The sequence below is a fragment of the Streptomyces sp. NPDC006174 genome, assembly GCF_040614075.1.
Classification (GTDB): Bacteria; Actinomycetota; Actinomycetes; order Streptomycetales; family Streptomycetaceae; genus Streptomyces.
On record NZ_JBEXTJ010000014.1, the window covers coordinates 179,441 to 202,236 of the forward strand.

Here is a 22,796-nt window from a genome sequence, read left to right on the forward strand (position 1 = left end):
GCCTAGCGCCGGGCCGGGCGGGCGGATGAGAGCGCTTCCAAACAGCGGGACGGTCATCGGATCGCTCTCCGGGCGCCTCCTTCGGGCCCGCGGCGCGTTGGACACGCTGGGTAGGCATCGACTTACTCCGAGTAGGAAGGTGTACGGCATGGAAGCGACGGAGCGACGCGAGGAAGCGATCGAGCGGCGTACGGAGGCGCTGGAACGGCAGAAGGCGGCGGCGGAGAGAGTGCGGACGGCGGAGGACACGGTGGCCCGGCTGAAGGAGAGGCTCGCCGGTCTCGGAGTGACGCTGCCTTCGCTCCGGGTCGACCCGGTCTCGTGCGCCGGCAACGAGCCGACGCCGTTGGTCGACCTGGGCCGCTGCAACATCGACACCGCTTTGCGGCTGTGCGAGGTGCTGGCGGAGAAGCCGCCGACCGGCTGACCCTCACGTCCGGTCGTCGTCGTCGTCCTGGCGCACATGATGAGACGGCGGGGCCGACCCCTCCTCGGGGTCGGGCCCGCCGCCGTTCTGGGGCGTAGGCGCGTCAGCGGGGCGCGGCCGTACGCGGATCCGGATCACATGATGCGGAAAGCCATGTAGTACGCGGAGACCTGGGCGTGGTAGCCCGGGTCATCGGCCTGGCTGTGGCGGTCGAACTCCGGCGAGTCCTTGACCTGCTCCTTGGTGAGGTCCACGTAGACCTTGCGGTCCTCCGTGTCGATGCGCCGGACCGTGCCCGCAGGGAGCAGGACGTCCTTGCCGAAGATCCAGACACCGGTGTCGACGAGCAGGTAGGCGGAGCCGGCCTGGTCGGAGTGCTTGTCGACCTTTCCGATACTGCCGTCGGTCGCCTCCACCGAATATCCGGAGAGATCGGCGCCGGCGGTGTGACCGCTCGACGGCGGGTAGCCCCACAGGGAGTCGTTCATTGTGGCCCCTTTCGCGAAGGTCAATTCAGCTCGTCATCGAGAATTCATTGATAGGTCCGCAGGTAGGCGTGTGCCCGGCAGAAGCGGGTGTACACATGGCGGGACGCGGTGGGTTCCGGAGGGTCCGACAACGGGGCGGGAGCCAGGCATCAGCCTGGCTCCCGCCCCGTTGTCACTGGTCAGAAGCTTTTACCAGCGGTACCAGCGACCTCGTCGGCCACCACTGGCGGCAGGCCGGACGAAGAACCCCACGAGCCACAGCACCAGCACGATCACGGCAATCCACCAGAGAGCCTTGACCGCGAAACCGGCACCGAAGAGAACCAGGGCGAGCAGAAGAACGAGAAGCAGGGGAACCATGATTATCAACCTCCGGAAATTCAGGTTCCCGGCTTCTCTTTTCTTACGCGCCATGGGTGGTGATCAATTTTATTTTTTCTTCACACGGGCCGATGTGCCTGGTGGCCGGGTGTGCGCGTCGCCGTGGCGGGTGGGGGTGGTAGGAAGGCGGGAGCGGGGGCGATGGGCGGCCGGCAGCGGCGGCGGGACGGAGAACAGATCAGTGTCCGACGAGGTACGGGGATGGCTGTCCCCGAAAGAGGTGGCGGCCGAGGCCGGTGTGAGCCAGGAGTTCGACCTCTCCCAGTGCGTACGGGAGCCGATCCATCTGCTCGGCGGCGTCCAGTCGTACGGAGCCCTGGTCGCCGCGCGGCTGGAGGACGCCGTGGTGGACACGGTGAGCCGGAACGCGGCCGGTGTGCTGGGCCGGGCGGCGGATGAGCTGGTGGGCCGGCCGGTCACGGAGCTGATCGGTGCGGAGCAGTGGGCGCTGGCGCGGGAGAGCGTGGAGGTGGCGAGCCTCTGGGAGGGCGCGCCGGAGGAGACGGCCGGCGGGGCTTCGGGACCGGCCTCGGAGCGGGCCGCCGATGGGCCCGCGGCGTCCGGGGTGCTGGCGCTCTCGCTGGAGTCCGGTGGACGGACGCGGCTCTTCGACGTGACCGTCCACCGGGTCGCGGAGCTGCTGGTGCTGGAGTTCGAACCACGCTCCGCCGAGGCTCCGTTCGTCTTCCAGAACTTCTATCCGCGGGTGCGGCGCGCGCTGCACCGGCTCCAGGGCGCCACCGGCGTCACCGAGTGCTGCGCGGCCGCCGTCCGCGAGGTCCAGGCGCTCACCGGCTACGACCGGGTGGTGGCGTACCGGTTCGACGGCGCCGACGGACCCGGCCAGGTCGTCGCGGAGGTGCGGAACGAGGGCCGGGAGCCGTGGCTCGGGCTCTGGTTTCCGGCCACCGACATCCCGCCGCAGGCCCGCCGCCTCTACGCCCGCAACTGGATCCGGGTCATCGGGGACGTGGACGACGCGACGGTGGGGCTGCTGCCGGAGGTGCGGGAGGCGTCGGACGCGCCGCTGGACCTGTCGGGCTCGATACTCCGTACCGTCTCCGGCTACCACCTGGAGTACCTGCGCAACATCGGTGTGGCCTCGTCCATGTCCGTATCGCTGCTGCACGACGGCGAGTTGTGGGGCCTGATCGCCTGCCACGGTGACGAGCCGCGCCGGCTGACGCCCGAAGTGCGGGCGGCCTGCGAGTTCTTCGGCATCGCGCTGTCCCTGCAACTGGCGGCCGTGGCCGAGCGCGAGCAGGCGGACGAGCTGTCCGGCTACCGGCGCGCGCTCGCCACGCTGCTGGCCCGGCTCAGCTCGCAGGCGCCGGACGCACTGCTGCGACCCGGCTCCGGAATGGCCGAACTGCTGCGTGCGGACGGTGCGTTGCTCGTACGCGGTACGGAGGTGGCGGCGACGGGCGACCCGGTTCCGGCCGCGCTGCCCGGGCTGCTGGAGCGGCTGGCCGGCGCGAGTCCGGTGGGCGAGGTGTGGAGCAGCGACCGGCTGCCGGAGGTGCTCGGGCTCGATCCGGCGGAGGCCGAGGCGCAGGGGCTGCCCGCGGGCCTCCTCTTCCTGCCCTTCAACCGGGACGGCGACCTGCTGGCGTGGTGGCGCCGGGAGCAGCCCGCGCCCCGCGAGTGGGCGGCCGATCCGGCGCGGCCGGTGCGGACGGGGCCGGGCGGTGAGCGGCTGACCCCGCGCGGTTCGGCCGCCGTGCACCGGGCGACCGTACGCGGACGGAGCACGCCGTGGACGCCGGCGCAGCGATCCGTGGCCGGGGAGCTGTGGCGGGAGATGTCGGGTCTGCTGAGCCGGCAGCTGGCGGAGCTGGAGGCGCGGAACACCGAGCTCGCCCGGACCAACGAGGACCTGGACTCCTTCGCGCACGCGGCGGCCCACGACCTGAAGGAGCCGCTGCGCGGGATCTCGAACGCGGCCGCCTTCATCGTCGAGGATGCCGGTGCCGTACTGGACACCACCTCACTGCGCCGCCTGACCACCGTACGCCGGCTCGCTGAGCGCATGGACGGGCTGCTGGATTCGCTGCTGCACTTCTCGCTGCTGGGTCAAGTCGGCCTGCAGCGTGAGGAGTTGTCGCTGGACGAGGTGGTGGACGACGCGCTGCTGGTGGCCGGTGGCCGACTGGCGGAGCAGGGTGTGACGGTGGTGCGCCCGGCGCCTCTGCCGCGCCTGCGCGCGGACCGGGAACGGCTGCGGGAGGTGCTGGAGAACCTGTTCGTCAACGCGGCGAAGTACGCGGCGGACGAGGATGCGGCGGGGGAGCGGCGGGTCTGGGTGGAGGCGGTGCCCGTGGAGGAGCCGGGCGGAGGTGCGGCGGTCGCCGTCGTCGTACGGGACAACGGCATCGGCATCCCGCCCGGCCAGCAGGAGGACGTCCTCCAGCTGTTCCGCCGGCTGCACCGCCGCGAGGAGCGCGGCGGCGGCTCCGGCGTCGGCCTCGCCGTGGTCAAGCGGATCGTGGAGCGCCACGGTGGCCGGCTCTGGCTGGAGAGCCCGGCGCCCGCGCCCGGCGGCGGTCCGGGAACGGCGGTGTGGTTCACGCTGGGCGCTCCCGATGCCTCCTGACCTGCCCGTTAGGCCTTCTGCGCCATCCAGAAGTCGACCGCGCCGCGCAGCACCGTCTGGAACAGCTCGAAGTTGACGGGCTTGTAGATGTAGCTGTCCGCGCCTGCCGCGTAGCACGCGTCCTCCTCCGCCGAGGAGGTCGACGAGGTGAAGACGACCACGGTCAGCGCGGCGCACGCGGCCTGCGCGCGCAGGTTCGACAGGAGCGTCAGGCCGTTCGTGCCCGGCATGTTGAGGTCGAGCAGCACCAGGTCGGGCGTGGGCGCGGCGGGGTCGAGGAGGCGCGGCACCACGGCGTCGCTGCGCGGGGCGAACTCCACGCGGAGGGAGGGGTGGGAGCGGGAGAGGGCCCGCTGGATGGCCTCGGTGTCCTCCTCCGAGTCCTCCACGACGAGGATCAGTCCGTCGCTGTTCATCGAGCGCTCCGCCACTCCGCGGAGAGGAGTCCGTCCGCGGAGTGGAGTCCGTCCGCGGAGTGGCCGTCCGCAGGCTGGAGAGTGGTCATCGCAGGGCCGCCTGTTCGCGGTGTCGGTCGTGAGGGAGCAGGCCCGCGCCGGGCTGTATGCCGGTCCAGCGGGCCACGAGCAGGGCGATGTCGTCCTGACCGGAGTCGCGGAACACCTTGGCCTGCCGGGCCAGGCTCTCCGCGATGTCGGCGGCGTCGGACCCGCGCAGCGCGGCGAGCCGCCCGGGCAGGACGCTCTCGAAGAACGTGCCGCCCGCCTCCCGGGACTCGGTGAGCCCGTCGGTGAACAGCACCAGGGTGTCGCCGGCGGTGAGCCGTTCCTCGTGGCTGTCGTACGAGACGTCGTCCAGGACGCCGAGGAGGAGCCCGCCGGAGAGCACCTCGGAGACCGTGCCGTCGCCGCGGAGGACCAGGGGCGGGGGATGGCCGGCGCTGCACGTGCTGAGCAGGGCCGTGCCGTCGGGCTGCGGCATCAGCGTGGCGACGACCGCGGTGAGGAAGCGGCTGGCCCGCTCCTGGCGCAGGGCCCGGTTGAGCCGGCTGAGGGCGGTGCCCGGGTCGGTGCCTTCTTCCAGCAGCGTGCGCAGGGTGTGGCGGGCCAGGCCGGTGAGGGCCGCCGCCTCCGCGCCGCGTCCGCAGACGTCGCCGATGAGGAGGGCGATGGATCCGTCGGGCCGGAGCACGGCGTCGTAGAAGTCGCCGCCGACGTCGAGCATGGGATCGCCGACCTCGTAACTGGCCGACAGGTCCCACTGGTCGGTGACCGGGAGCTGCGAGGGGAGCAGGTGCTCCTGGAGCGAGAGGACGGCGGTGCGGCGGAGCTCGTAGAGCAGCGCGTTGTCGATGGCGAGCGCGGCCCGGGTGGCGAGGCTGCGGAGGAAGGCGCTGTCCGGCAGCCGGGCCTCGGACCGCTGGTAGACGAAGGTGATGGTGCCGACGACGCGGCCGCGGGCGCGGAGTGTGCTGATGCTGACGACGGTGGAGTGCGGACCGTCACCGGCGGCTCCGCCCGGTCTCGCACCAAAGGCGCCCGCACCGGCTGCGGTAGCGGCTTCGGCGTCGCCGAAGGGCGAGCCCTCCAGCGCGGCGCCGCTCAGGAACACGGTGTCCTCGTCCTCGCCACGGCGCCCGAGCAGCGCCGTCAGCCACGGGTCGTCGCGGCCGGCCGCCTCCAAGGCTCGCTGCTGCTGGACGGCGACGTGCGTGGCGGCGACGAACTCCGGCCCTTCGCTGCGCAGCAGATGGACGAGAGCGCCGTCGGCGACGGCCGGAACGGCGATCCGGGCCACCCGGCGCAGGGTGTCCTCCACGTCCAGCGACGAGTCCATCTGGAGCGAGGCCTCGGCGAGCAGCGCGTCGTCCGCGCCCCGGCGGGCCTCGCGGCCGCGCTGGAGGATGCCGGTGTGGCAGGCCACGATGACGTCGACGGCCTGCGCCAGCCGGCTCTCGACGACCGCGAGGTCCGCCGAGCCGTCCACGGCGAGGGCCAGCGCCGCCCAGCCGCGGTGGTCCAGCCGGAAGGTGCAGGCCACGACGGAGGCCCCGGGCGCCTGGCGCAGGAACTCCGCCTCCGGCCACACCGCGTCGTCGAGCCCGTCCACGGCGGTCCGGGTCACCACGGGCGAGCCGCCCGGCTCCCGTACGGCGGCCTCCGGCATCGACCGCGTGGTGGCGACGATCACCGGGGCGTCGCTGCCGGCGCTCAGGGCGCGCATGTACCGCAGGACCTGCCGGTCGTCCCACCGCGTGCCCACGACGAGGTGGACGCCCGGAGTGGCGAGGAGCGGCGCGTAGACGTCGTCCGCCAGCGCCGCGACCTCCTCGGCCCGCGAAGCGGCCTGCCAGAGCCGGTGCAGCGCACCGGACCAGGTGTCATCGACCATGTCCGAGCCCTCCGGTTTCCGTACGAGGCCTTGTCCTCCGTCCTCGGCCAGTATGACCGGCGGGCCGGTTTTCATGCCGTGGGAGGGATCACGGGGGCGGAGCCGGAGACGGTCCCGCAGGGCGCGCTGTCCTGTGCGCGGCCACTCGTTCGTGGGACGCTGGAAGAAGCGGCGTACGGCCGCGAAGCCTCCGATCCAGCTTTCTCGGCGAGGCCACTGAAGAAGGGACACGCGATGACCGCAGCGTTCGTCGAGAACAGTCACGCACCGAGTGCGCGCGCGTGGGACTACCTGCTCCAGACATGGCGAGAACTGGACGTGCCCGAGGGATGGCGCGCCGAGATCGACGAGGGGCAGATCGTCTTGGTACCACCGCCGCACGCGCACCACAACGGCATCGCAGAGATGGTCCAGCGACGCCTCTACCGCGGGCTCCCCGACGGGCTCGGGGTCTACCAGACGCTCGGCGTCCACGTGGCACCGCTCGGGAAGCTCTACGTCCCCGATCTGGTGGTGATGCCGACCGGGCTGATCGCTGCCGCCGACCCGGAGACCAGTGATCCGCTCGACGCCGCCGAGGCGCTGCTCGTCGTCGAGATCACGTCGAAGGGCAACGCGCGGGAGGACCGGACCAAGAAGTACCGCGCCTACGCGCGTGCGGGCGTCCCGATGTACCTCCTGATCGACCGCTTCGACACCCGGGGAGCGATGTCCACGCTGTTCACGGAGCCGAACGACGACGGCACGTTCAAGCAGACGGAGGCGGTGCCGTTCGGCAAGCCGCTGACCCTTCCGGCGCCCTTCGACGTGTCGATCCCGACGGACGAGTTCCCGGGGACGGCCGCCTCATAGGCCCACCGCCCCCACCGCGCCCCGGGTCCGGCCGGTCAGTCGACCGACGGGCTTTCCTCGCTCCGCTCGGCGATGTAGCCGTCCATACTCCGGCTCAGGTCGCCGAGCAGGGCCTCGAAGCCGGCCAGGACCTCGGGCGGATGCCCGGCCATGACGGCGTCCAGGCGGACGCCCAAGGGGCGGAAGAACTCGTCGGCGCGCTCCTGTACGTACGCGCTGCTGCGCAGGGTGATGACCCGCCGGTCGGTGTGTTCCCGGCTGCGGATGATGTGTCCCGCCTGTTCGAGGCGGTTCAGCAGGGCGGTCGTCGCGCTGGGGGAGAGCAGGATCCGCTCGCTGAGGCGGGCCGGTGAGAGCGGGGTGCCGCGTTCCTCCGCCGCGGCGACCTCCAGCAGAGCGACCGCGTCCGTGGAGTGCAGGCCCAGCCAGTCGGCGAAGAGGCGGCTCAGCTCGGTGAACTGGCCGCCGTAGGCCCGGAGCCCTTCGATCAGCCGCTCCCGTTGCGCCGCCACACCGCTGTGTGCCGATTCCTCCACGGCCAACGCCAACGCCACCTTTCCTCCGGGACCCCTTCCTCCGGGATCCACCCCCGTGACTGCCATGGTCCGTATCACGCACCACGCACCACACCTGCGGCCTTTGACAACCTATCGCCCTCAGCTTAGTTTCTTCATGGAACTATTCCATGATGGAAGGACTTGTTGTGCGTGAACCGTCCGCCACCCGCCGGTGGCTCGGCCTGATCGCGATCGCGTTGGGGGTGGCGCTGATCGTGGTGGACACCACGATCGTGAACGTGATCGTCCCCTCGGTCATCGAGGACCTGGGCGCCACCTCCGTCCAGGCTCAGTGGATCCAGGAGTCGTACGCCATCGTCTTCGCGGCGCTGCTCCTGCTCACCGGCCGGCTGGCCGACATCTTCGGGGCCCGCCGGATCTTCCTGGGCGGTGTCGTCGTCTTCGGTGCGACCAGCGTGCTGGCCGGCCTCGCGCCCGACAGCGGGCTGCTGATCCTGGCTCGCTTCCTCCAGGGCGTCGGGGCGGCGATGCTGCTGCCGACCTCGCTCTCCCTGCTGAAGGCGACCTTCACCGGCAAGGCGCGCGGCCAGGCGTTCGCGGTGTGGGGCTCGACCATCGGAGCCGCCGCCGCGCTCGGCCCGCTGCTGGGCGGCTGGCTCGCCGAGCACGTCTCCTGGCGCTGGGCCTTCGGCATCAACGTGCCGCTCTCCGTGCTGGTCGGGGCCGGGGTGCTGCTGTACATGGCGCCCTCGCCGCGAACCAGGGGCCGTGTCGACGTACCCGGAGCGCTGCTCTCCGTCGCCGCGCTCGGGCTGCTCGCCTTCGGGCTGGTCGAGGGGCGTACGTACGGCTGGATCACCACCGTGCACCCGCTGGAGGTCCTCGGCCTCACCTGGTCCGGTGGCCCCTCGCCCGTACTGGTGGCCCTCGTCCTCTCGGCGGTGAGCCTCTTCGCGTTCGTACGGCGGCAGATCGTCCTCGGCCGTGCCGGTGACCCGGATCGGGTGCTGATGGACGTGAGCCTGTTCTCCATCGCCTCGTTCCGGAGCGGCAACATCGCCACGCTGATCATCGGCATCGGTGAGTTCGGCGTCGTCGCGATCCTGCCGCTGTGGCTCCAGTTCACCCTCGGCTACAGCGCCCTCCAGGCCGGCCTGGCCCTGGTCCCCGTGGCCATCGGCTCCTTCGTCGCCAGCGGTGCGAGCTTCGGCATGGCCGCCAAGGTGGCCCCGCTCGGCCAGCTGCGCGTCGGACTCGCGCTGGAGGTCGTAGGACTGGCCGGGATCGGGCTGATCGCCGCCCCGGACAGCTCCTGGTGGGCCGTCTCCCTGGTGCTCTTCCTGTACGGGATCGGCGTCGGCTTCGCGACCGCGCAGGTCACCAACGTCGTCCTCAACGATGTCCCCGAAGCCAGCTCCGGGCAGGCGTCCGGGGTCCAGAGCGCCTTCCGCCAACTCGGCTCCGCCCTCGGTATCGCCGCCCTGACCACGGTGTTCTTCACGACGCTCAGCACCCGGCTGAACGACCGCCTCACCGGCGGCGGCCTGCCCGCGGGCGAGGCGGACCGGCTCACCGGGGCCGTCACCGACAGCGCGGGAGCCGCGATCGGTCCTCTGGCGGCCAACCCGCAGACGGTCTCGGTCGCGGACGCGGCGCGAGCGGCGATGACCGACGGGGTCGTCCTCGGCGGTTACGTGGCCGCCGGGTTCGTCCTGCTGGGGCTGATCGCGTCGTTCCTCATCCCGTCCGCTCCGGTGGCGGACGGGGACGCTTCGGGCCCTGCACGAGAATCGGAACCGGCGCTGCACTGAGGGCCGGCCGCCGCCTCAGGCCCTAAGGGACGTCCGGGCGCGTGACCACCTTGATGTTGAAGGTGTGCGAGCCCACCCCGCCCGCGATCCCCATGAAGAGGAACGCGAAGTGCTCCTGGCCGCGGGCGGTGGTGATGGAGCCGATGTCGAGCTGCGAGGAGGCCGGCCAGCCGAGGTCGGTGAGGAGGCGGCCGGTGGTCCGCTTGGCCTCGGCGTCGTTGCCGGAGAGGAAGACCGTGCCCGGCTCGGTCAGGTCGCCCGGCGCGGTCATGGTGGTGGAGTCCATCGTGCAGAGCGTCTTGACGACGGGCGTCAGCGGGAAGGCCTCCTGGATCAGCTCGCCCAGGCTGCTGTTGGGATGGGTGAGCGCGGTGAAGTCGTCCGAGAGCCCGACCCCGACGTCGATCAGCAGGACCCCGGCCAGCGCCGGAGCCCCGATGGAGTGCAGCAACTCCACGGAGACACCTCCCGGCGTGGCGTTGACCAGCACCTCCGCGTGCGCGGCCGTCTTATCGAGACCCGCGACGGGGAGGCCGAGGTCGGCGCGTTCTTTCGGGTGGCGTGAGCCGAGGAGGACGTCATGTCCAGCGGCGCGCCAGCCGTGGGCCAGGGCGCGGGCGACATTTCCGGTGCCGAGCAGTCCGATACGCATGGCACGACGCTATCCAGCGGGGCCGAGGAGGCGGATCGGGCGGGAGACGGGGGTGGAGCGGGACCTGCGGCTTAGTCCTCGGGCCGCGTCACTCCGGGGTGCCTGGCTCCGGGCTGGTCAGGCCGCTGTGCGGGCTACGAAGGCGACCTTCTCCTGATCTTCGTCCAGGGCGATGCTGAGGGAGGCGTCCAAGGCGCGAGCCAGTCGCCGGAGCAATGGGAGCGTGGGCACGGCATCGGCGCCTTCGATACGGGAGACCTTCGCCTGAGTCAGCCCCGCCCGCTCGGCGACGTCGCTCTGGGAGAGGCCGAGTTCCTTGCGACGGTCGTACACCGCCTTGGCGAAAGCCATGGCAAGCCGGATCTCCGCGCGCTCGGCGCGGGTCTCCTCGTTCTCGCTGTGCTCCGTGCCGAGTTCCTGTTCGCGCTTCAGCTTCCAGCGACTGTGGTTCATGAAGTCTCCCTGCTCTCTCCACGTGTGTACGAGTGCTTCTGGGAGAAGCTCCAGCCAGTCACGGACTTCGGGCTCCATCTCGATGACGTGGATGTATGTCACGCCCGGCACCGTAATATGTCGTAGACGACATTATGGGGGACTGTGGTGTGTTCTACCTGCTCGAGTGAGCTGTGCCTTCAGCTTGACGTTGCCTCCTCTCGGGACCTCAGACCCGGGCCGAAGCCTTCTCCGGTGAGCCCGGGTCCGAAGGATCTTCGCCCGGACCGCCCGCGTTCGGCTTCGTCGTCGTGGGATGCGGGCCGCCCGTCGCCGCGACCGTCGACACGGCCGGCTCCTGCGAGACGTTGAACTCCGTCAGCAGGTCCTTGCTGAAGCCGAAGAAGTACGTCGCGACGAAGCCCGCCACGTAGCCGACCAGCAGGCCGCCCGCGTAGATCGTGATCGTCGAGCCCAGGCCGTGGTTGCCGTCCAGGAGCGGGAACAGGGCCCAGCCGGACGGGCCGATGGCCGTCGAGCCGACCGTGTCGCCGAGCTGGTTGAACAGGCCCACGAAGCCGCCGCCGAACGCGCCGCCCACGCACGCCGTGATGAACGGGCGGCCGAGCGGCAGCGAGACGCCGTAGATCAGCGGTTCACCGACGCCGAGCAGGCCGGCCGGGAGCGCGGACTTGATGGTGCGGCGGATCGACTCGTTGCGCGGGAGGCGGAAGTAGACGGCCACCGCCGCGCCGACCTGGCCGGCGCCCGCCATCGCGAGGATCGGGAGGAGGACCGTGAAGCCCTGCTGCTCGATGAGCGTCGTGTGGATCGGGATCAGCGCCTGGTGCAGGCCCAGCATCACCAGCGGCAGGAACAGGCCGCCGAGGACGAAGCCCGCACCCGCGCCGCCGGTGGAGAGCAGCCAGTCCGCGAACGTGCCGATCGCCGAGGACACCTCGCCCGCCACGTACATCAGGCCGAAGATCGTCACCAGGCCCGAGACCAGCACCGTCAGCGTCGGTGTGACCAGGACGTCCAGCGCCTCCGGCACCCACCGGCGGCACCACTTCTCCACGTACACGGCGAGGACCGCGGCGCCCAGCGCGCCGAGCACACCGCCCTGGCCCGGCGAGAGGGTCTGGCCGAAGGCGTCGATGTTCGCCACGCCCGGGAACACGATGATCGCCGCCACCGCACCGCCGAGGATCGGCGTACCACCGAACTCCTTCGCCGTGTTGTAGCCCACGAACACCGCGATCAGCGCCATGAAACCGGACGCCATCGCCGCCAGCGCGGGCGTCACGCCAGCCAGCCAGCCCAGGTTCACCAGCAGCCCGTTGAGGCCCGCGATGATGCCGCAGCCGATGAGCGCCGGGATCAGCGGTACGAAGATGTTGGCGATTCTGCGCAGGAACAGCTTGAACGGAGTCGCGTTCTTCGCCTTCTGCTGCGCCTTGATCGCCGCGCCCTGCGCCGCCAGTTCCTCGGCGGAGACGGTGGCCTGCGCGGGCGCCGCCTCGCGGCCCTCCTCCACCAGCTGCTCGAACTCCGGCGTGACCCGCGCGACCGTGCCCGGACCGAGCACGATCTGGTACGTGTCGTCCTCGACCACGCCCATCACGGCGGGCAGGGCCTTCAGCGCCTCGTCGTCGACGAGGGACCGGTCGTGCAGACCGAGGCGGAGCCGGGTCATGCAGTGGGCGATGGAGCTGACGTTCGCGGCTCCGCCGACGAGCGGGAGGATCGCGGCGGCTGTTGCGCGGTTCTTGTCTTCAGTGGCCATGGTGCGAGGTGCCTTGCTGTGCGGGGCGTGGGGGGCCCAGGGGTGGGTCAGGTGGTGCGTACGGCCGCGAGCGCGGCGCGCAGGTGGCCGTCCGACTCGGTCAGGAGCCGGGCGGCGGTGGGGCCGTCGACGCCGCCGAGGATGGTGAGGATCGCGTTCTTGACCTCGCCGTCGGTGGCGGCGAGCGCGGCCTCGATCTCGGCGTCGGACGCGCCGGTGGCGAGGGAGACGATGTGCCGGGAGCGGGCCCGCAGCTTCTCGTTGGAAGCGCGGACGTCGACCATGAGATTCCCGTACGTCTTGCCGAGCCGGATCATCGTGATGGTCGAGATCATGTTGAGCACGAGCTTCTGCGCCGTGCCCGCCTTCAGCCGGGTCGATCCGGTGAGCAGCTCGGGGCCGGTGACGATCTCCAGGCCGTGCTCGGCGGCGGCGGCGAGCGCCGAGCCCGCGTTGCAGGAGAGGCCGATGGTGAGCGCGCCCTGGTCCCGCGCGTGCTCGACCGCGCCGATCGCGTACGGCGTACGGCCGGAGGCGGAGATGCCGACCACCGTGTCGTCGGCGGTCAGCTTCAGCGCGTCCAGGTCGGCGGCGGCCAGCTCTTTGCTGTCCTCGGCACCTTCCACCGCCTGCACCATCGCGGACGGGCCGCCCGCGATCAGGCCGACGACCTCGGACGGGTCGGTGTTGAAGGTGGGCGGGCACTCGCTGGCGTCCAGCACGCCGAGGCGGCCGGCCGTGCCCGCGCCCGCGTAGATCAGCCGGCCGCCGCGGGCCATCCGCTCGGCGGCGGCGTCGATGGCGGCGGCGATCTGCGGCAGCCGCTCGGCGACGGCGGCGGGGACGGTGGTGTCCTCGCCGTTCATGATCCGCGCGATCTCCGGCGTGGCCAGCCGGTCGATCTCGGCGAGCTCGGGACGGAACGCCTCGGTGGTGAGTGTGGCCAGCTGCGCGCGGAGCTCGCCGTAGCTGTCGGTGCCGGAGGCGTCGGTGGCGTCGGTGGTGGAGGTCATGGAGGGCGGCTCTGCTTTCTCGTGCTCGTTCTCGTACGCGTACGGGTCGTGCGGTGTCAGCGGGTGGAGCGCGGGCTGTGGCGGTGGGCCAGCGCCTCGTAGGAGGCGGCGAGGGCGGGCGCGGCCGTCTCGTACGTCCGCTGCGCCACGCCTATGAACAGGCAGTCCACGACCAGGAGCTGGCTCGTTCGGCTCGACATGGCGGCGGGCCGCAGCTCGCTCTCGCGGGCCGTGGACGTGGTCAGCACATGGTCCGCGTACTGCGATACGGGCCCGTCGGGCCGTCCGGTGATCGCCACCGTCGTCGCTCCGCGGTCGAACGCGACCCGCAGCGGCTCGATGACGTCACCGGTCGAGCCGGAGTGCGTGATCGCTATGGCCACGTCACCGGCGCGCAGCTGCACGGCGTTGGTCACCGCCAGGTGCGGGTCGGTGTGGGCGTGGGCTATCAGGCCGATCCGGAGCAGCTTCTGCGCCAGGTCCTGGCCGACGAGGGAGGAGGCGCCGACGCCGTAGATGTCGATGCGGCGGGCGGTCGACGCGGCGGCCACGGCGGCGCCCAGCTGGACGGTGTCCAGTCCGGCGGCGGTGTCCGCGAGCGTCTGCTGCTCGTCGAAGGCGAGCTTGGCGACCACCTCGGCGATCGGGTCGTCCACCGCGATGTCCGCCGTGACGGCGGGCGAGCGGCCGGACTCCTGGTGCGCGGCGAGTCCGGCCAGCGCGAGGCGCAGGTCCCGGTAGCCCGGGTAGCCGAGGAGACGCGCGGTGCGGACGACGGTCGCCTCACTGGTGCCGGTGAGCTCGGCGAGACCGGTGACGGTGAGGGCGGCACATCCGGCCGGGTCGCCCGCGACGGCTTCGGCGACCAGCTGCATGGAGCGGGTCATGGAGGGCGCGAGCGTCCGCACCTTCGCGGCGAGGGCCGCGGGAGCGGGCGGGGAGTCGCCGCTGAAAATTTCCTTCACGTCTTGGGTCACACCTGAAAGATATTTTCAACCCGTGACCCCGTCAACCCCCTGTGGTCCCTACCTCTGGCGCCGCCCGGCACACGCGCGGGCGCACAATGGGGAGCATGGAGCTGAACCCCCTGGAGCAGGCGCTGCACACCGCCCGCGCGCTGGTCATGGCCGATCTCGTCGCGGGCGATGTCGCCGAGGCGGACGTCGTCTCGCTCGTCGAGGACGCGGTGACGCACCGCCGGTGGTGGGTCGAGCAGTGGCCGGACGGTGCGGAGTTCGTCGCCGGGCTGGTCGCCCAGGACGTGCAGGACGCGCTGCTGGAGAAGTACGGGCGGTGGCCGCTCTGTCCGGCGTGCGCCGAGAACGAGCCGCACGCGCTGGACGTCGAACCGGAGCTCGGGCCCGATCCGCACTGGGTGTGCGTCAAGGCGGCGGTGGCCGTGGCGCCGGTCGGGTCACTGGGCGAGGTGCTGCGGCGGTGACCCTCTACATCGACCCGCCCACCTGGCCCGGACACGGCCGCCTCTGGTCGCACCTGGTCAGCGACGTGTCGTTCGAGGAGCTGCACACCTTCGCCGCCGCGATCGGCTGCCCGCCACGCGCCTTCGAGCGCGACCACTACGACGTACCGGAGGCGTATTACGCGGACGCGGTACGGGCCGGAGCGCGGGAGATCGGCTCGAAGGAACTGGTCCGCCGCCTCACCGCCGCCGGGCTCCGGCGTCCTAAGGGCCGGGCGACGGCTTGAAGGGCCGCGAAGGGGCCGGGCGACGGCTTGAAGGGCCGCCCGGGCGCTCAGGGCTGGTTGGGAGAGCCGGCCGCGCACTCGGCCGGCCCGGCAACCGGTGCCGTACGTTCCTCACGCGCCGTCCCGCCCTTCGCGATCAGTCGCGAGCGAACCTGGCCGCCACCGCCGCGCTGCAGCCGCAGCGACACCACCACCGCCGCCAGGGCCAGGACCGTCATCGCCGCGCCCGCCCACGCCGTGGAGGCGAAGCCGAAGTCCGCGTCGATCACCGTGCCGCCGAGCCACGGGCCGGTCGTGTTGCCGAGGTTGAACGCGGCCGTCGTCGTGGCACCGGCCAGCGTCGGCGCCGCGCCGGCCACGTTGAACATCCGGGCGTTCAGCGCCGGCGCCGTGAAGAACGCCGACAGGCCCAGCAGGAACGCCAGCGCGACCACCGCGACCTGGCTGGAGGCGAACAGCGCCAGCGCCGCCAGGAACACCGTGGACGCCGTGATCCCGCTCAGCAGCACGCCGAAGAGGTGCGCGTCCGCGACCCGGCCGCCGATCGTCGTACCGATCAGCGCACCGACCCCGAACAGCCCGAGGATCCACGGCACCCACGCCGAGTCCAGGCCCGCCACATCGGTCAGCAGCGGCGCCAGATAGCTGAACGCGCAGAAGACTCCGCCCGCCGCCAGCGCGGTGATCACGATCGCCAGCCAGACCTGCCGGTCCCGGTAGATCGCCAGCTCCTGCCGCAGCTGCGGCTTCCGCTCCGGCACCGGGATGTGCGGGATCCGGGTCACGACGCCGACCAGCGCCACCGCCGACGCCACGCCCACCGCCCAGAACGCCGACCGCCAGCCGAGGTGCTCGCCGAGGAAGGCGCCCATCGGCACGCCCAGCACGTTGGCGATCGACAGCCCGCCGATCATCACGGCCATCGCCCGAGCCCGCTGGTTCACCGGGACCATCGCGATGGCCACCGCCGCTCCGACCGCCCAGAAACCCGCGCAGGCGAGCGCGCTCACCACCCGGGAGGCGAAGAGCACCTCGTACGTCGGCGCCAGCGCGCCCGCCACCTGCCCGAGGCCGAAGACCGAGATCAGCGCGATCAGGGTCGTGCGGCGCGGCAGCCGCAGCGTGGCCACGGCGAGCAGCGGGGCGCCGACCACCATGCCGATCGCGAAGGCGGATATGAGGAGTCCGGCCTGCGGGATCGAGACGTTCATGTCGTCGGCGATCGGCGGCAACAGGCCCGACAGCATGAACTCGCTGGTGCCGAGAGCGAAGACCGAGAGGCCGAGGATGTATACGGCCAGCGGCATGGGGGTGCGGCGGCGGGAGGTGGAGTCGGGCATGACTCGTCCCAACGCCGCAGAACACCGGCGCATTCCCGGCTCTCGACGGGTGGACAGTGATCAGACGGACAGCGCGTGCAGCTTCGTGCCGTGCAGAGCGAAGACGCGCTTGCCGTCGGTGGCCACCAGCCAGGCGTGGTGGTCGCCGGACCCGTCGTTGAACGTCCAGCGCAGCGCGCCCGTCCTCGCGTCGATCGCGTGGACCCCGCCCTTCTCGTCCAGGTCGGTCGCCCCGTAAAGCACGCCGTCGACCCTGACGAACTGCCGAGGCACCTGCGCACCGGCGTCCTTGAGGGCCGTGGACTGCCACACCTTCTTTCCGGTCCGCGGGTCGAGGGCCCACAGCGTCCGGCCACTGTCCGCGATGTGGAGTACGCCGTCCAGGACGGCCGGCTCCCGGAAGGTGGTGAACTGCTCCGCCTCTACGGACCACTTCTCGGACCCGCCCGCCAGCGCGAAGGCCTGGAGCCTCTGGCCCTGCGGGACGATCACCAGGTCCTCGTGGATCGCGAAGGGGCCGTAACTCGTCTTCGTCGTCTTCTGCGTCCACACCTGCTTGCCGGTGGCGGTGTCGCGCACGGTGAGGTTCTTCTTGAAGTCGGTGTAGACGAGGTGGCGGCCCTGGACGGCGGCGTGGACGCCGTTCTGCTGGGTGCCGAGGTCGCGCTGTTCCTTCCAGACGAGCTTGCCGGTACGGCTGTCGAGCGCGGCGATCACGTTCGTACGGGAGGAGTTGTCGGCCTCCAGGATCTCGGCGATGACGTACACCTGCGTCTCGTCCACCGCGACCGGCCTCGGCTGCCGGTACTCCTTGCCCAGGTGGCTGCGCCAGGTCTCCTTGCCGGCGGCCGGGTCATAGCCGATGACGGCGCCGTCGTACGTGCCGCCGGCCAGGTACAGCGTGCCGGCGCCGAGCAGCAGCGGCGCGCCGGGGATCGCGCCGGCCGGCAGCGACCACCGCTCCTCGCCGCTCGCGCCGTCCAGCGCGGCCAGCGGGTCACCGCTCGCGATCACCACACCGTCCACGGCCACCAGCTCGTCGTTGTCCCCGTACGTCTGCGCCGAGGTCGTCCTCGTCCACAGCGGCGCGGGAGCCTGGCCGTCCTCGGGAGCCTTGCCGTCTTGCGGAGAGGCGGTGCGCGGCGGCGGGATGCTGCCTTCGCCACCGGTCTCGGACGGGTCCTCGCAGCCGGTCAGTCCGGCGCCGAGCACCGCCATCGTGAGTTCGCCGCCGGCCAGTCGCAGTATTCGCCGCCGTGAAGTCCTGCCGACCGTCGTGTCGTATCCTGCGGATCCCTTGGACATCCTGCCGCCCCTCATGGAGTTATCAGAGTGTGTGCAACTGCGATGCCAGACGTTAGCGGCCGTCAGGTGCTCCAGGCCGGGACAGGGCGTGACCGGAACAACTCCGTGAAGGAACCGGAACATTTGCCGATCACTGCGGACCGGACCGGCCTCCGGCCACCTAGGGCCTGTCCGGACTACGGCTCCAGCAGCTCCAGCTCCGTCGCCAGGTTGTGCCGGGCCCGCGCCTCCCACGCGGCCGCTCCGTGCGGCGTACGGAACAGGCGCGGCAGCGCCAGGAGTTGCCGCAGCACGTCCGCCCGCCCGGCCCGGAACGCCTCGTCCGGCACGAACCCGTACTCCTCCCGTACCTGCGCCGCGTACGCCGCGTACTCCTGCGGCCCGCCCGCCAGCACCGCCAGGTCCGCGTCGCACAGCACCTCGCCGTTCCGGTCGCCGTCGGCCGGGTCGTGCGTCACGGTGAGCCGGACCAGCCGCGCGACCTCCGCCGTCACCGCCTCCGCGACGCCCGCCTCGGGCAGTGCGCGCTCGGCGAGTGCGGCGCTGCGCTCCTCGTTCTCCGTGCGGTCGGGCCGGTACACCGCGTCGTGGAACCAGGCGGCCAGCCGCACCGCGTGCACATCGGCGGCGTGCCCGGCGAGCGTGTCGATCCGGTCCAGGACCGCCGTCAGATGGGCGGTGGTGTGGTACCGCCGCTGCGGCTCGTCCCAGCGGTCCAGGAGGTTCTCGGCGTACGGCAGCGGATCAGGTCCCGGCGCTCCGGAACGGGCGGCGAGAAGCGTGTCCCGCCAGCGCTCGACCAGAGCGGTACGGGGGTCGTGAGGGCGCGGGCTGTCCGTCATGGGACGACCTTAGAGGCTGAGTCCGGTACGGATTCCGGCATCCCGTCCCGGCCGGCGACCTCTCTGCGGTTGGCTGAGAGCCATGACGACCATGGCCTCCGCCGCTCCCGTACGCGATCCCGAACTTCCCGGTCTGCTCCTGCGCACCGAGCGCGACGACCTCCTCCCGCTCCTGCGCGCCGCTCCGGAGTCCGCGTACGGCCTCCGCACCGCGTGTCCCGGCTGGACCGTCCGCCATGTCCTCGCGCACTGCGCCGCCGCGCTGACCCGGGTGGTGGAGGACCGGCTGGAGGACGGCGTGTTCTCGCCCGAGTCCAACGAGCGGGACATCGCGGAGCGGGCCGGCCTGCCGCCGGCCGCGCTCCTCGACGAGCTGGAGCGCGGGATGACCGAGGCCGGTCCGGTGATCGCCGCCTCGGGCGGGAAGCTGGACGGGGTCGCGTTCGGCGAGTGGGTGCACGCCGGTGATGTGCGCGAGGCGTGGCGGCTCGACGGGGCGTACGCCGGGCGCGGCCTGCCGTACGCCTTGGACCTGCTGGAAGGCTCGGCGTACCGGAAGGAGATGCCGCAGGTCGTCGCCGAGGTGGAAGGCGGGCGAGCGCCACGGCAGATCGGTGTCCCGTCACCCGGAGGCCGACCGGCGGGCCGGTACCGAGGCGACGGGCCCACGCTGATCCGCCTGTACGCGAACCGTCCGCTGGCCGGCACGCGGTACGAGCTGCACGGCGTACGGGAAGGAGACCTGCACCTCTTCGACCGGCCGCCGAAGCCGGACGGCCGATGACCGAAAGCGGTGGTGGGCCTTCCGTTCCTCGGACCGGCTCTTGTCGACCACGGGCGCGGTCAATAGCGTGCGCCTGGTGAAGATGGACCTGAACGCGGACCTGGGTGAGGGCTTCGGCCGCTGGACCCTGACCGACGACGAAGCGCTGCTCGCCTGTGTCACCAGCGCCAATGTGGCGTGCGGATTCCATGCGGGCGACGCCTCCGTCATGCGGCGGGTCTGTGAGGCGGCGGCGGCCAACGGCGTACGGATCGGGGCGCAGGTCTCCTACCGGGATCTGGCCGGGTTCGGGCGGCGGTCGATGGACGTGCCGGCCGATGAGCTGGCCGCCGAGGTCGCGTACCAGATCGGCGCCTTGCGGGTGTTCGCGGAGGCGGCCGGCTCGGCCGTCTCGTACGTCAAACCGCACGGCGCCCTCTACAACCGGACCGTCCACGACGAGCGGCAGGCCGCCGCCGTCGTCGCGGGCGTCCGGCTCGCGGGCGGCGGCCTCACCGTCCTCGGACTGCCCGGCTCGCACCTGCTCGCCCACGCCACGGCCGCCGGACTGCCCGCCGTGGAGGAGGCCTTCGCGGACCGGGCGTACACCGCGCAGGGCACGCTGGTGCCGCGCGGCGAGGCGGGTGCGGTGGTGCACGACGGTGACGAGGTCGTACGCCGGAGCGTCGGCCTGGCGCTCGACCGGACGGTCACCGGTGCGGACGGCGGCCGGATAGCCGTCGAGGCGCGCTCGCTCTGCGTCCACGGCGACACCCCGGGCGCGGCGGCCCTCGCGCGCCGGGTGCGGGCGGCGCTGGAGGGGGCCGGCGTGCGGGTGGAGGCGTTCACGTGAGGCCGGAGAGCGACGGTACGGAAATACGTGTACTGCCCGCCGGGCCGCACGCCCTCCTCGTCGAACTGGCCGACGGCGAGCGCGCCGAGGCCTTCCACGCCGAGCTGCTCCGCCGCCGCGCGCGGGGCGCACTTCCCGGCGTACGCGAGATCGTGCCGGGCGCGCGGACCGTGCTGCTCGACGGCATCGAGGACCGCAACGGCCGCCTTCCCACGGCTCGTGACCGGCTCGCTCGTGACCGGCTCGCCCGTGACCTCCTCTCCTGGTCCGTTCCGCCTCCGCGCCGTGAGGTGCGGAACGCGGTCGAGATCCCGGTCGTGTACGACGGGCCCGATCTGGACGAGGTCGCCGCGCTCTGGGGCGTCGGCGTCGACGAGGTGCCGGCGCTGCACTCCCGTACCGCGTTCCGGGTGGCCTTCTGCGGGTTCGCGCCGGGGTTCGGGTACCTGACCGGGCTGCCCGAGCGCCTGCATGTGCCCCGCCGTGCGACCCCGCGTACGAGGGTTCCGGCCGGTGCGGTGGCCCTCGCCGGCCCGTACACCGGCGTCTACCCGCGCCCGTCGCCCGGCGGCTGGCAGCTCATCGGGCGCATGGCGGACCCGGTGGCCGCGCTGTGGGACCCGGCCAGGGAGCCGGCGGCGCTGCTGGGTCCGGGGACCCGGGTGCGGTTCGTGGTGTCCGGTGCCGCTGTACCCGTACCCGTACCTCGTACGGAGCCCCGTTCATGACCTCCGTACGGAACGGGCTCCTCCATATCGTCCGGCCCGGCGCTCTCACCACCGTCCAGGACGCGGGCCGGCCCGGCTGGGCGCACCTCGGCGTCGGTCGGTCCGGGGCCCTGGACGCGACCGCCGCCCGGCTGGCCAACCGGCTCGTGGGCAACGCGCCGGGCGCCGCGCTCCTGGAGACCACGGTCACCGGGTGCGCCGTCCGCCCGGACCGGCCCGTGGTGGCCGTCGTCGGCGGTGCCGGGTGCCGGGTGCGCGTCGACGGGCGGCCGGTGGCGTGGGGCGCGGCCGTGCGGGTTCCGGCGGGCGCGGTGCTGGACGTGGGGCCCGCGCTCACCGGTGTACGCGGCTATCTGGCGTTCGCCGGCGGCCTGGAGCCGGAACCGGTGCTGGGCAGCCGCTCCGCCGATCTCCTCTCCGGCCTCGGCCCGGCCCCGCTGAGCGAAGGCGACACGCTGCCCCTGGGCGAACCCTCCGGGCCGCCACCGGCGTACGGCGGCACCACGCCCTGGCCCGGCGCTCCCACCGAGCTGGTCCTGCCGCTCCACCTCGGCCCGCGCCACACCTGGTTCACGGACGCCGCGCTGGTCACGCTCACCACCGCCACCTACCGCGTCTCGCCGCACAGCAACCGCATCGGCCTCCGCACCGAAGGCCCGGCGCTGGAGCGGGCCCGTGACGGCGAACTGCCCAGCGAAGGCATGGTGCTGGGCGCGATCCAGGTGCCGCCGGACGGCCTTCCCGTCGTCTTCCTCAACGACCACCCGACGACCGGCGGCTATCCGGTCGTCGGCGTCGTACCGGAAACCGCCCTCGCCAAGGCGGCGCAGGCGGTTCCGGGGACTCCGGTGCGGTTCGTACGAGCGTGAGCTCTCACGCTCCCTTGAACCCGCGCAGCCGCAGCGAGTTGCCGACCACGAACACCGAGGAGAACGCCATCGCGGCCCCGGCGATCATCGGGTTGAGCAGTCCGGCCGCCGCGAGCGGCAGTGCGCCGACGTTGTAGGCGAAGGCCCAGAACAGGTTCGTCCGGATCGTGGAGAGCGTGCGGCGCGCGAGCCGGATGGCGTCGGCGGCGGCCCGCAGGTCTCCGCGTACGAGGGTGAGGTCACCGGCCTCGATCGCGGCATCCGTGCCCGTACCCATGGCCAGACCCAGGTCGGCCTGGGCCAGCGCGGCGGCGTCGTTGACCCCGTCGCCGACCATGGCCACGCTCCGGCCCTCCGCCTGGAGGCGCTTGACGACGTCGACCTTGTCCTCCGGCATGACCTCCGCGTACACGTCACCGGCACCGATGCCGACCTCGGCCGCCACCGCCTCCGCGACGGCCCGGTTGTCGCCGGTGAGGAGGATCGGCGTGAGGCCGAGCGCGCGCAGCCGCTCGATGGCCTCGGCGCTGGTGTCCTTCACCGCGTCCGCGACCTCCAGGACCGCCCGCGCCTCGCCGTCCCACGCCACCGTGATCGCCGTCCGCCCGGCCCGCTCGGCCCCGGCCTTGGCACCAGCCAGCGCCTCCGGCAGCCGGATCTCCCAGTCGGCCAGCAGCTGCTCCCGGCCCACGAGCACGGCGTGTCCGTCCACCACGCCTTGCACGCCGAGCCCGGGGACGTTGGCGAAGTCCTCGGGAGCGGGAAGGGCGGCTCCGCCGAGACGCTCGACGGCGCCTGCCGCCACCGCCTGCGCGATCGGGTGCTCGGAGGAGTGCTCCACCGCACCGGCCAGCCGCAGCACGTCGTTCTCGTCGGTGCCGTCGGCGGTGTGGACGGCGAGCAGGGTCATCTTGCCGGTCGTCACCGTGCCGGTCTTGTCGAGGACGATGGTGTCGACGCGGCGGGTGGTTTCGAGGACTTCGGGGCCCTTAATGAGGATGCCGAGTTGTGCGCCTCGGCCGGTGCCGACCATGAGTGCGGTCGGAGTGGCGAGGCCGAGCGCGCAGGGGCAGGCGATGATCAGGAC

At 72.3% G+C, this 22,796-nt stretch carries 24 protein-coding genes; 10 read left to right on the plus strand and 14 right to left on the minus strand.

Annotated elements, in window-relative coordinates; translation table 11 throughout:
- Positions 1-148 precede the first annotated feature (148 nt).
- The gene (locus ABZ267_RS28210) at positions 149-427 is read left to right on the plus strand and encodes a hypothetical protein (RefSeq protein ID WP_356755293.1); all 279 of its coding nucleotides are present in this window, start codon (positions 149-151) and stop codon (positions 425-427) included.
- A 134-nt stretch (positions 428-561) separates the two neighbouring features.
- Here the strand turns inward: ABZ267_RS28210 and ABZ267_RS28215 are convergent, their stop codons facing one another.
- Together ABZ267_RS28215 and ABZ267_RS28220 are read right to left on the minus strand one after the other, a co-directional pair.
- On the minus strand, positions 562-915 hold the full coding sequence (locus ABZ267_RS28215) for a PRC-barrel domain-containing protein (protein WP_356755295.1): 354 nt from the start codon (positions 913-915) through the stop codon (positions 562-564).
- A 189-nt stretch (positions 916-1,104) separates the two neighbouring features.
- Positions 1,105-1,275, minus strand: a complete 171-nt coding sequence (locus tag ABZ267_RS28220) for a hypothetical protein (RefSeq protein ID WP_030077531.1) — start codon at positions 1,273-1,275, stop codon at positions 1,105-1,107.
- Positions 1,276-1,477: 202 nt separating this feature from the next.
- Here ABZ267_RS28220 and ABZ267_RS28225 point away from each other — a divergent pair, with 202 nt between their 5' ends.
- The gene (locus ABZ267_RS28225) at positions 1,478-3,889 is read left to right on the plus strand and encodes an ATP-binding protein (RefSeq protein ID WP_356755296.1); all 2,412 of its coding nucleotides are present in this window, start codon (positions 1,478-1,480) and stop codon (positions 3,887-3,889) included.
- 8 nt (positions 3,890-3,897) lie between these two features.
- Here ABZ267_RS28225 and ABZ267_RS28230 read toward each other — a convergent pair whose 3' ends face one another.
- Together ABZ267_RS28230 and ABZ267_RS28235 are read right to left on the minus strand one after the other, a co-directional pair.
- Positions 3,898-4,305 carry a response regulator gene (locus ABZ267_RS28230; protein WP_356755298.1) on the minus strand — a complete coding sequence of 136 codons (408 nt, stop codon included), beginning with the start codon at positions 4,303-4,305 and terminating at the stop codon, positions 3,898-3,900.
- 85 nt (positions 4,306-4,390) lie between these two features.
- Positions 4,391-6,238 (minus strand): PP2C family protein-serine/threonine phosphatase, encoded by a 1,848-nt coding sequence (locus ABZ267_RS28235; protein WP_356755300.1) that lies wholly within the window; start codon positions 6,236-6,238, stop codon positions 4,391-4,393.
- 234 nt (positions 6,239-6,472) lie between these two features.
- Between ABZ267_RS28235 and ABZ267_RS28240 the strand changes: the two genes are divergently transcribed.
- A complete protein-coding gene (locus ABZ267_RS28240) occupies positions 6,473-7,090 on the plus strand; it encodes a Uma2 family endonuclease (protein WP_356755302.1) in 618 nt (205 codons plus the stop codon).
- Positions 7,091-7,125: 35 nt separating this feature from the next.
- Here the strand turns inward: ABZ267_RS28240 and ABZ267_RS28245 are convergent, their stop codons facing one another.
- Positions 7,126-7,638, minus strand: a complete 513-nt coding sequence (locus ABZ267_RS28245) for a MarR family transcriptional regulator (protein WP_356755335.1) — start codon at positions 7,636-7,638, stop codon at positions 7,126-7,128.
- Between the two features lie 140 nt (positions 7,639-7,778).
- Between ABZ267_RS28245 and ABZ267_RS28250 the strand changes: the two genes are divergently transcribed.
- The gene (locus ABZ267_RS28250; protein WP_356755304.1) at positions 7,779-9,419 is read left to right on the plus strand and encodes a DHA2 family efflux MFS transporter permease subunit; all 1,641 of its coding nucleotides are present in this window, start codon (positions 7,779-7,781) and stop codon (positions 9,417-9,419) included.
- 22 nt (positions 9,420-9,441) lie between these two features.
- On the opposite strand, the gene ABZ267_RS28255 is transcribed toward ABZ267_RS28250, so the two are convergent.
- From ABZ267_RS28255 to ABZ267_RS28275, 5 genes are all read right to left on the minus strand, one after another.
- Positions 9,442-10,071, minus strand: coding sequence for an NAD(P)-binding domain-containing protein (locus ABZ267_RS28255; protein WP_356755306.1), 630 nt, complete (start codon positions 10,069-10,071; stop codon positions 9,442-9,444).
- A 117-nt stretch (positions 10,072-10,188) separates the two neighbouring features.
- Positions 10,189-10,524, minus strand: a complete 336-nt coding sequence (locus tag ABZ267_RS28260) for a helix-turn-helix domain-containing protein (RefSeq protein WP_356755337.1) — start codon at positions 10,522-10,524, stop codon at positions 10,189-10,191.
- A 208-nt stretch (positions 10,525-10,732) separates the two neighbouring features.
- Complete coding sequence (locus tag ABZ267_RS28265; RefSeq protein ID WP_356755308.1) at positions 10,733-12,289, minus strand: PTS transporter subunit EIIC; 1,557 nt, start codon at positions 12,287-12,289, stop codon at positions 10,733-10,735.
- Positions 12,290-12,336: 47 nt separating this feature from the next.
- A complete protein-coding gene (murQ, locus tag ABZ267_RS28270) occupies positions 12,337-13,302 on the minus strand; it encodes an N-acetylmuramic acid 6-phosphate etherase (RefSeq protein WP_356755310.1) in 966 nt (321 codons plus the stop codon).
- 56 nt (positions 13,303-13,358) lie between these two features.
- Complete coding sequence (locus ABZ267_RS28275; protein ID WP_076965481.1) at positions 13,359-14,279, minus strand: MurR/RpiR family transcriptional regulator; 921 nt, start codon at positions 14,277-14,279, stop codon at positions 13,359-13,361.
- Positions 14,280-14,374: 95 nt separating this feature from the next.
- On the opposite strand from ABZ267_RS28275, the gene ABZ267_RS28280 reads away from it, so the two are divergent.
- Positions 14,375-14,743, plus strand: a complete 369-nt coding sequence (locus ABZ267_RS28280; protein ID WP_356755312.1) for a hypothetical protein — start codon at positions 14,375-14,377, stop codon at positions 14,741-14,743.
- Positions 14,740-15,009, plus strand: coding sequence for a DUF4031 domain-containing protein (locus tag ABZ267_RS28285; RefSeq protein WP_128851832.1), 270 nt, complete (start codon positions 14,740-14,742; stop codon positions 15,007-15,009). Before ABZ267_RS28280 ends, ABZ267_RS28285 begins: the two co-directional genes overlap by 4 nt.
- Before the next feature lie 47 nt (positions 15,010-15,056).
- Here ABZ267_RS28285 and ABZ267_RS28290 read toward each other — a convergent pair whose 3' ends face one another.
- The 3 genes from ABZ267_RS28290 to ABZ267_RS28300 form a co-directional block, all read right to left on the minus strand.
- Positions 15,057-16,316, minus strand: a complete 1,260-nt coding sequence (locus ABZ267_RS28290; protein ID WP_356755339.1) for a Cmx/CmrA family chloramphenicol efflux MFS transporter — start codon at positions 16,314-16,316, stop codon at positions 15,057-15,059.
- A 93-nt stretch (positions 16,317-16,409) separates the two neighbouring features.
- Positions 16,410-17,654 (minus strand): PQQ-binding-like beta-propeller repeat protein, encoded by a 1,245-nt coding sequence (locus ABZ267_RS28295; protein WP_356755314.1) that lies wholly within the window; start codon positions 17,652-17,654, stop codon positions 16,410-16,412.
- A 176-nt stretch (positions 17,655-17,830) separates the two neighbouring features.
- Positions 17,831-18,496, minus strand: coding sequence for a hypothetical protein (locus tag ABZ267_RS28300; RefSeq protein WP_356755316.1), 666 nt, complete (start codon positions 18,494-18,496; stop codon positions 17,831-17,833).
- Positions 18,497-18,578: 82 nt separating this feature from the next.
- On the opposite strand from ABZ267_RS28300, the gene ABZ267_RS28305 reads away from it, so the two are divergent.
- The 4 genes from ABZ267_RS28305 (at position 18,579) to ABZ267_RS28320 (ending at position 21,709) form a co-directional block, all read left to right on the plus strand.
- Entirely contained in the window at positions 18,579-19,280 is a 702-nt protein-coding gene (locus ABZ267_RS28305) for a maleylpyruvate isomerase family mycothiol-dependent enzyme (protein WP_356755318.1), read from the plus strand.
- Between the two features lie 82 nt (positions 19,281-19,362).
- Positions 19,363-20,112 carry a 5-oxoprolinase subunit PxpA gene (locus tag ABZ267_RS28310; protein ID WP_356755341.1) on the plus strand — a complete coding sequence of 250 codons (750 nt, stop codon included), beginning with the start codon at positions 19,363-19,365 and terminating at the stop codon, positions 20,110-20,112.
- On the plus strand, positions 20,109-20,840 hold the full coding sequence (locus ABZ267_RS28315; RefSeq protein WP_356755319.1) for an allophanate hydrolase subunit 1: 732 nt from the start codon (positions 20,109-20,111) through the stop codon (positions 20,838-20,840). Before ABZ267_RS28310 ends, ABZ267_RS28315 begins: the two co-directional genes overlap by 4 nt.
- A complete protein-coding gene (locus ABZ267_RS28320; protein WP_356755321.1) occupies positions 20,837-21,709 on the plus strand; it encodes a biotin-dependent carboxyltransferase family protein in 873 nt (290 codons plus the stop codon). The genes ABZ267_RS28315 and ABZ267_RS28320 overlap by 4 nt, the downstream gene beginning before the upstream one ends.
- Before the next feature lie 4 nt (positions 21,710-21,713).
- Here ABZ267_RS28320 and ABZ267_RS28325 read toward each other — a convergent pair.
- Positions 21,714-22,796, minus strand: a 1,083-nt coding sequence (locus tag ABZ267_RS28325) for a heavy metal translocating P-type ATPase (RefSeq protein WP_356755323.1), incomplete at its 5' end; no start/stop codon positions are given.

Coding starts and splice junctions, on each gene's coding strand:
- ABZ267_RS28210 (WP_356755293.1), top strand. CDS start 149: ATGGAAGCGACGGAGCGACGCGAGGAAGCGATCGAGCGGCGTACGGAG.
- ABZ267_RS28215 (WP_356755295.1), bottom strand. CDS start 915: ATGAACGACTCCCTGTGGGGCTACCCGCCGTCGAGCGGTCACACCGCC.
- ABZ267_RS28220 (WP_030077531.1), bottom strand. CDS start 1,275: ATGGTTCCCCTGCTTCTCGTTCTTCTGCTCGCCCTGGTTCTCTTCGGT.
- ABZ267_RS28230 (WP_356755298.1), bottom strand. CDS start 4,305: ATGAACAGCGACGGACTGATCCTCGTCGTGGAGGACTCGGAGGAGGAC.
- ABZ267_RS28235 (WP_356755300.1), bottom strand. CDS start 6,238: ATGGTCGATGACACCTGGTCCGGTGCGCTGCACCGGCTCTGGCAGGCC.
- ABZ267_RS28240 (WP_356755302.1), top strand. CDS start 6,473: ATGACCGCAGCGTTCGTCGAGAACAGTCACGCACCGAGTGCGCGCGCG.
- ABZ267_RS28250 (WP_356755304.1), top strand. CDS start 7,779: ATGGAAGGACTTGTTGTGCGTGAACCGTCCGCCACCCGCCGGTGGCTC.
- ABZ267_RS28255 (WP_356755306.1), bottom strand. CDS start 10,071: ATGCGTATCGGACTGCTCGGCACCGGAAATGTCGCCCGCGCCCTGGCC.
- ABZ267_RS28260 (WP_356755337.1), bottom strand. CDS start 10,524: ATGAACCACAGTCGCTGGAAGCTGAAGCGCGAACAGGAACTCGGCACG.
- ABZ267_RS28265 (WP_356755308.1), bottom strand. CDS start 12,289: ATGGCCACTGAAGACAAGAACCGCGCAACAGCCGCCGCGATCCTCCCG.
- murQ (WP_356755310.1), bottom strand. CDS start 13,302: ATGACCTCCACCACCGACGCCACCGACGCCTCCGGCACCGACAGCTAC.
- ABZ267_RS28280 (WP_356755312.1), top strand. CDS start 14,375: ATGGAGCTGAACCCCCTGGAGCAGGCGCTGCACACCGCCCGCGCGCTG.
- ABZ267_RS28290 (WP_356755339.1), bottom strand. CDS start 16,316: ATGCCGCTGGCCGTATACATCCTCGGCCTCTCGGTCTTCGCTCTCGGC.
- ABZ267_RS28295 (WP_356755314.1), bottom strand. CDS start 17,654: ATGTCCAAGGGATCCGCAGGATACGACACGACGGTCGGCAGGACTTCA.
- ABZ267_RS28300 (WP_356755316.1), bottom strand. CDS start 18,496: ATGACGGACAGCCCGCGCCCTCACGACCCCCGTACCGCTCTGGTCGAG.
- ABZ267_RS28305 (WP_356755318.1), top strand. CDS start 18,579: ATGACGACCATGGCCTCCGCCGCTCCCGTACGCGATCCCGAACTTCCC.
- ABZ267_RS28310 (WP_356755341.1), top strand. CDS start 19,363: ATGGACCTGAACGCGGACCTGGGTGAGGGCTTCGGCCGCTGGACCCTG.
- ABZ267_RS28320 (WP_356755321.1), top strand. CDS start 20,837: ATGACCTCCGTACGGAACGGGCTCCTCCATATCGTCCGGCCCGGCGCT.